At 69.4% G+C, this 7,031-nt stretch carries 8 protein-coding genes; 4 read left to right on the top strand and 4 right to left on the bottom strand.

Translation table 11 applies throughout. The features are described from left to right. Positions 1-355: TSUP family transporter (locus tag VLG41_RS21080; protein ID WP_325351346.1), on the top strand; the 355-nt coding region annotated here is incomplete at its 5' end. Beyond that, entirely contained in the window at positions 352-579 is a 228-nt protein-coding gene (locus VLG41_RS21075; RefSeq protein ID WP_325351345.1) for a hypothetical protein, read from the top strand. The genes VLG41_RS21080 and VLG41_RS21075, both read left to right, overlap by 4 nt. Before the next feature lie 15 nt (positions 580-594). Here VLG41_RS21075 and VLG41_RS21070 read toward each other — a convergent pair whose 3' ends face one another. From VLG41_RS21070 to VLG41_RS21055, 4 genes are read right to left on the bottom strand one after another with little or no spacing between them, the layout of a single operon-like run. Further along, complete coding sequence (locus VLG41_RS21070) at positions 595-3,012, bottom strand: xanthine dehydrogenase family protein molybdopterin-binding subunit (protein WP_325351344.1); 2,418 nt, start codon at positions 3,010-3,012, stop codon at positions 595-597. Next, on the bottom strand, positions 3,009-3,494 hold the full coding sequence (locus VLG41_RS21065) for a (2Fe-2S)-binding protein (RefSeq protein WP_325351343.1): 486 nt from the start codon (positions 3,492-3,494) through the stop codon (positions 3,009-3,011). The genes VLG41_RS21070 and VLG41_RS21065 overlap by 4 nt, the downstream gene beginning before the upstream one ends. Before the next feature lie 35 nt (positions 3,495-3,529). Then, positions 3,530-4,384 carry a xanthine dehydrogenase family protein subunit M gene (locus tag VLG41_RS21060; protein ID WP_325351342.1) on the bottom strand — a complete coding sequence of 285 codons (855 nt, stop codon included), beginning with the start codon at positions 4,382-4,384 and terminating at the stop codon, positions 3,530-3,532. Positions 4,385-4,394: 10 nt separating this feature from the next. Further along, positions 4,395-5,093: a CoxG family protein gene (locus VLG41_RS21055; protein ID WP_325351341.1), complete on the bottom strand. Its 699-nt coding sequence runs from the start codon at positions 5,091-5,093 to the stop codon at positions 4,395-4,397. A 173-nt stretch (positions 5,094-5,266) separates the two neighbouring features. On the opposite strand from VLG41_RS21055, the gene VLG41_RS21050 reads away from it, so the two are divergent. Both VLG41_RS21050 and VLG41_RS21045 read left to right on the top strand, forming a co-directional pair. Then, on the top strand, positions 5,267-5,929 hold the full coding sequence (locus VLG41_RS21050) for a TetR/AcrR family transcriptional regulator (protein ID WP_325351340.1): 663 nt from the start codon (positions 5,267-5,269) through the stop codon (positions 5,927-5,929). Between the two features lie 37 nt (positions 5,930-5,966). Then, positions 5,967-7,025, top strand: coding sequence for a C4-dicarboxylate TRAP transporter substrate-binding protein (locus tag VLG41_RS21045; protein ID WP_325351339.1), 1,059 nt, complete (start codon positions 5,967-5,969; stop codon positions 7,023-7,025). Positions 7,026-7,031: the final 6 nt, after the last annotated feature.

Below are 7,031 nucleotides of genomic sequence, written 5' to 3'. Positions count from 1 at the left end.
CATGGGCCTGGCCACGGGCGCGCTCACGGTGGCCAGCGGCGTGTTCGTCATGCCCAGCGTGCCCTACCTGCAATCGCTGAATCTGAACAAGGAAACGCTGATCGGCGCGCTGGGCCTGACCTTCACTGTCTGCACCGTGTGCCTGTGGGTCAGCCTGGGCGCCGGTGGCGTGCGCACCGACGCGCTGGCGGCCTCGGCCGGCATGCTGCTGCCCGCGCTGGTGGGACTGGGCCTGGGCGCCTTCGCCCGCCAGCGCCTCAGCGAGGCCGCCTTCAAACGTGGGTTCCAGATCGCCATCAGCGCCCTGGGCCTCTACATGGTGCTTCGCGCACTGTTTCCGATGGGAGCCACATGAACACGCTGCAAGACCTCTCCGCCCAACTCGAATCGCTGCACGCCTCGGCGCTGGCGCTGCGCTCGCTGATGGAAGACCTGGAGCCGAGCGCCGCGCTGTCGGAGCAGCGCTGGTTCGTGGGCCTGCACCTCGCGCGCCAGCTCACCGAGGCCAGCGACGAGGCGCGCGCACAACTGGTGCGCTGGTCGAACACCGAAACGCCACCAGCGTCCGCGTCCCATTGAGCGCCCCAGCGGCGCTCAGCCCACCTTCCCCAGCGCCCGCAGCAGTTTCTGCGGCGTGATCGGCTGCGAGTGCACCACCGCGCCGAAGGGCGCGATGGCGTCGTTGATCGCGTTCATCACCGCCGCCGGCGCGCCGGCGGTGCCCGCCTCGCCCGCGCCCTTGGCGCCCAGCTTCGAGCTGCGCGTGGGCGTCATCACGTGCGCCACCTCGATGTCGGGCATCTCCGCCGACATGGGCACCAGGTAGTCGGCCATGTTGGCGTTGAGCATGAGGCCGGCGTCGTCGTACAGGCACTCCTCGAACAGCGCGCCGCCAATGCCCTGAACGATGGCGCCGCGCATCTGCTCGTCGACCAGCATGGGGTTGAGCACGCGGCCGCAGTCCTCCACCGCCCAGTGCTTGAGCAGCTTCACGAAGCCGGTCTCCGGGTCCACCTCCACGTAGGAGGCCTGCACGCCGTTGGTGAAGATGAACGGGTAGTCGCGCTGCGCGTAGTGGCGCGTGACCATGAGCTCGGGGGTGAAGTCGGGCGGCAGTGTGTCGGAGCGGTAGTAGGCGATGCGACCCAGTTCCTTGAGCGGCAACAGCTCTTCGCCGCTGCCGGCGTCGACGATCCGGTCGCGGCGCAGCGCGAGCGTGGCCCCGTCGCGCTTGAGGATGGCCGCCGCCACCTTGAGGATGTTCTCGCGCAAGGCCTGGCCCGCCAGCAGCACCGCCTCGCCGCCGATGCCCGCGCCGCGCGAGGCCCAGGTGCCACCGCCGTAGGGCGTCACGTCCGTATCACCGGTGATGACCTTGACCTTGTGAATGTCCACGCCCACCGCGTCGGCTGCGATCTGGCGGTAGATGCCCTCGGTGCCCTGCCCTTGCTCGCCCACGCTCACCAGCACGGTGATGTCGCCTTCCGGGTCCAGGCGCACGGTGGCGCCGTCCTGCGAGGCGATGCGCGCACCGCCCACGCCGTAGAACGCCGCGCTCGGGTTGGTGAGCTCGATCACCACCGCGAAGCCGATGCCACGGTGCACGCCCTGCTTGCGCAGCGCGGCCTGCTCGGCGCGCAGCGCGTCGTAGTTCATCAGCTCGCGCAACTGCTTCAGGCTGGCCTCGTGCGACAGCACCTCCAGCTTGATGCCCGAGGCGCCGGTGGCCGGGTAGGCGTCGTCGGGGATCACGTTCCTGGCGCGGATTTCCAGCGGGTCCATGCCGATCTTCTGCGCGGCCAGGTCCACCAGGGCCTCGGTCACGGCGCAGGCGATGGGGTGGCCCACGCCGCGGTACTGACAGGTCGGCGTCTTGTTCTGGAACACCACGTCCAGCTTGGCCCGGTAGTGCCGGTGCTTGTAGGGCCCGCCCACCAGGTTGACGACCTGGTTGCCCTCGATCGCGCTGGTGCGCGGGAACATGGAGTACGGGCCGATGCCGGTGAGGTCGTCCATGTCGAAACCGAGGATCTCGCCGTCCTGGTTGACGGCGATGCGCGCCTTCACCACGTGGTGGCGCGCGTGGATGTCGCTGGTGAAGCTCTCCAGCCGGTCGGCCACGAACTTCACCGGTCGGCCCAGCAGCATGGACAGCGCCACGGTCGCGAAGTCGTCCGGGTAGGCGTGCACCTTGATGCCGAAGGAGCCGCCCACGTCCTTGCAGACCACACGGATGGCACTGGCGGGCAGGTCGAACTGGCGGCCGTACAGGTCCTGCATCATGTGCGGGGCCTGGCAGGAGTGGTAGACGGTGAGGCGCTGCTCGGCCGGGTTCCAGTGCGCGATCTGGCCGCGCGGCTCCAGCGTCACGCCGGTGTGGCGGCCGAACTCGAAGCGCGCCTCGGCCACCGCGTCGGCCTCGGCGAACACGCGGTCCACTTCGCCCACGTCCAGGCGGCGCGTGAAGCACAGGTTGTCGCCCAGCTCGGCGTGGATAGGCGGCGTGCCTTCGTCGAGCGCAGCCTCCATGTCGGTGGCCAGCGGCAATTCCTCCCAGTCCACCACCACGTGCTGAAGTGCATCTTCCGCCTGCGCGCGCGTCTCGGCCACCACGGCCACCACGGGCTCGCCCTGCCAGCAGGCGCGCTCCACCGCCAGCGCGTGCTGCGGGGCCGACTTCATGCCCGCGAGATGGCCGAGCACCGCGACCCAGGGCTTGCAGACCTTGGCCAGGTCCTGGCCATCGGCCACCATCAGCACGCCCGGCATCGCGCGCGCGGCGTCGGCGTGCACGGCCTTGATGCGCATGTGCGCCACCGGGCTGCGCCAGAACACCACGTGCGCCAGGCGCGGCAGCTCGATGTCGTCGATGAACTGGCCCAGGCCCTGGGTGAGCCGTTCGATGCCGCCGCGCGGCACGCTCGCGCCGATGTAGCGCTGGTCTTCGGTGACGGGAGCGATCGGCGCGGGCCGTTCGACGCTGGGCTCGAGGTTGACGATGTCGCGTTTCATCGGGCGGCCTCCTGGCGCTGGCGCAGCACGTCGCAGATGGCGTCGACGATGGCGTGGTAGCCGGTGCAGCGGCAGTAGTTGCCCGAGATCCAGTCGCGCACCTCGGCGCGCGTGGCCTGTGGGCGCGTCTCCACCAACTCCTTCGCCGCCATCAGCATGCCCGAGGTGCAGAAGCCGCACTGCAGCGCGTTGCGCGCGACGAAGGCCTGCTGCAGGTCGCGGATCGCGCCGCTCTGGCTCAGACCTTCGATGGTGTTCACTTCACCGCCGTCTGCCTGCACGGCCAGGGTGAGGCAGCCGCGCACGATCTGGCCGTTGAGTTCGACGGTGCAGGCGCCGCACACACCGTGCTCGCAGCCGAGGTGGCTGCCCTTGAGGCCGACGTCCTCGCGCAGGAAATCCACCAGATGGGTGCGCGGCTCGACGGAGCAGCGGCGCGCCTGGCCGTTGACGGTGACATGGAGGGGGAACAGGTCTGGCATGAAAGGGCTCTCGTGTCGGGGGTGTGGCTCAGGGCTCAGGTGCGGGCCGAGGCCAGCAGACGCTGCAGCAACACGCCGGCCAGGTGGCGCTTGGTGTCGGGGGTGTTGGTGAGGTCGGGCAAGGGGTCGATCTCCTCGCGCAACGCAGCCACCGCGCGGGCCAGCGTGGCTTCGTCGGGGAGCTGGCCCTCGAGCACGGCTTCGGCCCGGCGCGCACGCCAGGGCGTGGTGCCCACGCCCATGAAGGCCAGGCGCGGGGCGCGCAGCACGCCGCCCTGGCGCTGCGCCGAGGCCGCGAGGCCGACGATGGCGTAGTCGCCGTGGCGGCGCGCCAGTTGCGACATGCCTTGCCACTGGTCCGCCGTGGCGATGGGCAGCTCGCCGGCGGTGATGATCTCCTCGGGCCGCAGCGCGGTCGCGTAGAGGCCGGTGAAGAAATCGTCGGCCCCGATGCGGCGCTCGCCCTGCGGCCCCTGCACGACGACGGTACCGCCCAGCGCCAGCAGGCAGGCGGGCCACTCGGCCGCCGGGTCGGCGTAGGCGAGGGAGCCGCCCCAGGTGCCGCTGTTGCGGATAGCGCGGTGCGCGATGTGGGGCGCGGCTTCGGTGAGCAGCGGGGCATGCCGCGCCACCAGCGGGCTCTGTTCGATCTGCGTGTGCGTGGCCAGCGCGCCGATGCGCAGCAGTTCGCCGCGTTGCTCGATGCCGCGCAGCGCGGCCAGGCCCGTGATGTCGATCACCAGCGCGGGCTCGGACAGGCGCATGTTCAGCGTGGCCATCAGCGTCTGGCCGCCGGCCAGTACGCGCGCGTCGTCGCCGTGGCGACCCAGCAGATCGATGACCTGCTCGATCGAGCCGGCCTTGACGTAGTCGAATGCAGCGGCTTTCAAGCGGCCCTCCTCACGCGGACAACAGGGAAGCGATCCACACACCGAAGCCCGTGGACAGGGCGCCGAGCGCGAACCACAGGACGCGCACGCCTTCGCCATGCACCGGCGAGGCGTGGGCCGGCATGGGGCGCGCCATGGCCGTGGGTGGGGTGGCGCGGGCCGGCACGGCGGTGGCCGCGTCCGCAGGTGCCGATGTCGGCGACACCGCCGACGGATCCGATGGGGCGGTCGGTGCCGCGTCGGGCCGCGCCGCCGTTTCAGCTGCCGCGGTGGGCGCGAGCTCGGCCTGGAAGGCCTCGAAGAACTGGTCCGCCATCTGCTTGGCCGCCGCGTCGATCATGCGGCCACCCACCTGACCGAGCTTGCCACCCACCGAGGCCTGCGCCGTGTAGCGCAGGCGCGTGCCACCGTTCTCGTCGCTGAGGGACACGCTCGATTGCCCCTTGGCCATGCCGGCGGCACCGCCCGAGCCTTCGAACTGCAGCGTGCAGCCCTCGCCGGGCCGCACGTCCTGCAGCCGCAGGTGCCCCGTGAAGCGCGCGCGCACCGGCCCCACCTTCACCGCCACGCGCGCGGTGCGCTCGGTGTCGCTGGTGGCTTCCATGCTTTCGCAGCCGGGAATGCAGTGCGCCAGTACCTGCGGGTCATTGAGCGCGGCCCAGACCTTGTCGCGAGGGGCCGCGACAAGGATGTCTCCGTTGAGTTCCATTTGCCTTCTCCGCCCCCGGGTTTTCACGGGTGCGCTTGTTTACCAACCGTTCAACAATGCTATGTCTCATTGACCGTACGGTAAATAGCGTGCGCATACAGAAAAACCCTGAGCGAAGCAAAAAATCCGGCGATCCCATCGCCGAGGGTGCTCCCGCGCGCCGCCGCCTGAGCGTGACCGAGCGCGAGCGCCAGATCGTCGATGGCGCCATCCAGTTCTTCGCGTCCAACGGCTTCGGCGGGCAACTGCGCGACCTGGCCAGCAGCATCGGCGTCACGCACGCCCTGCTCTACCACTACTTCCCCACCAAGCAGGCGCTCATCGACCGCGTGTACCTCGACGTATTCGAAGGCCGCTGGCGCGACAGTTGGGACGAACTGCTCGACGACCCGGCGATCGAGGTCGAAGACAAGTTCACCGCCTTCTACGCGGACTACGTGAACAACGCGCTCTCGCGCGAGTTCGTCCGCATCCTGATGTTCTCGGGCCTGATGGACCACGCCATCTCCGACCGCTTCTTCGCCATGCTGCGCGAGCGCCTGTTCCCGCGCCTCGTGCGCGAGACGCGGCGCTTCCGCGGGTCCACGTCCCGCGCCAAACCCAGCGAGCGCGAACTCGAACTGCTCATGGGCCTGCACGGCGGCATGTACTACATCTCGATCCGCCGCTGGATCTATGGCCAGGACGTGCACAGCGAGGCCGTGCACGAAACCTGCGACGAGGCCCTGGTGCGCGATCGCGTGCGCGGCTACCTGCACAGCAGCCGCGAACTGCTCCACGACACACCCGGACCGACAGCGAAAACGACAGCGAAAAAGAAGACCCCGGCTCGTTGAGCCGCCACCCCAAGAGCAACAGAAGGAGACAAGACAGATGAAGCTTTCCACTCTTGCCATGGCCAGCGCGCTGGCCCTGGCCACACTGCCCGCCGCCGCGCAGCAGCGCATCACCGTCAACATCGGCTCCAGCCACCCCACCACCAACATCTGGGCCTACGCCATGAAGGAGGTGTTCCAGCCCGAGGTGGACCGCCTCCTCAAGGCCGGTGGCGGCAAGTACGAGATCCGCTGGCGCGAGAACTACGGCGGCACGCTCTACAAGTTCACCGACACGCGCACCGCCGTGCGCGACGGCATCGTGGACGTGGGCATGGTCGGCACGGTCTGGGAGAACTCCGCCATGCCGCTGCAGAACGTCACCTACTTCACGCCCTTCGCCACCACCAACCATGAGCTGCTGATCGAAATCTTCGACAAGCTCAACGCCAGCGTGCCCGCGCTGCGCGACAGCTGGGCCGCGCAGAACATGGTGCCACTGTCCTCGCTCATCACCGACAGCTACGACATCTACGCCAACTTCCCCATCCGCACCATGGCCGATCTTCAGAACAAGAAGATCAACGCGCCCGGCACCTCGGCCAACTGGCTGCGCGAAACCGGCGCCACGCCGGTGGATGGCGCGCTCACCACCTACTACACCAACATCCAGACCGGCGTGACGCAGGGCGCGCTGTCGTTCGCCAGCGGCATCGGCCCGGCGCGCGTGTACGAGGTGGCCAAGCACCTCACGCGCGTGGACGTGGGTTCCATGTACTTCGGCAGCGTGGCCGCGAACAAGAAGTTCCACGACGCCTTGCCCAAGGACGTGCAGGACGCCTTCGCGCAGGCCGGCAAGGCCACGTCAAAGGCGCACGGCCAGCACGTCACCAAGACCGCCAACGCCGCGCTGGAGACCATGAAGGCCGCCGGCCTGCAGATCGCCGATCTGCCACCGGCCGAGAAGGCCAAGTGGGTCAACGGCCTGCCCAACATCGTGCAGCCCTGGCTGCAGGCCACCGGCGACAACGGCAAGGCCGTGCTCAAGGCCTACTTCGACGAGTTGCGCGCGCGCGGCGTGAAGCCGCTGCGCGACTGGGACGGCCAGAACCGCTGAACCCCG

Source organism: Hydrogenophaga sp. (assembly GCF_035481345.1).
Classification (GTDB): domain Bacteria; phylum Pseudomonadota; class Gammaproteobacteria; order Burkholderiales; family Burkholderiaceae_C; genus Hydrogenophaga.
The sequence above is the reverse complement of the archived record's forward strand: the minus strand, read 5'-3'. Positions and strand labels throughout refer to the sequence as shown.

Coding starts and splice junctions, on each gene's coding strand:
- VLG41_RS21055 (WP_325351341.1), bottom strand. CDS start 5,093: ATGGAACTCAACGGAGACATCCTTGTCGCGGCCCCTCGCGACAAGGTC.
- VLG41_RS21075 (WP_325351345.1), top strand. CDS start 352: ATGAACACGCTGCAAGACCTCTCCGCCCAACTCGAATCGCTGCACGCC.
- VLG41_RS21045 (WP_325351339.1), top strand. CDS start 5,967: ATGAAGCTTTCCACTCTTGCCATGGCCAGCGCGCTGGCCCTGGCCACA.
- VLG41_RS21070 (WP_325351344.1), bottom strand. CDS start 3,012: ATGAAACGCGACATCGTCAACCTCGAGCCCAGCGTCGAACGGCCCGCG.
- VLG41_RS21065 (WP_325351343.1), bottom strand. CDS start 3,494: ATGCCAGACCTGTTCCCCCTCCATGTCACCGTCAACGGCCAGGCGCGC.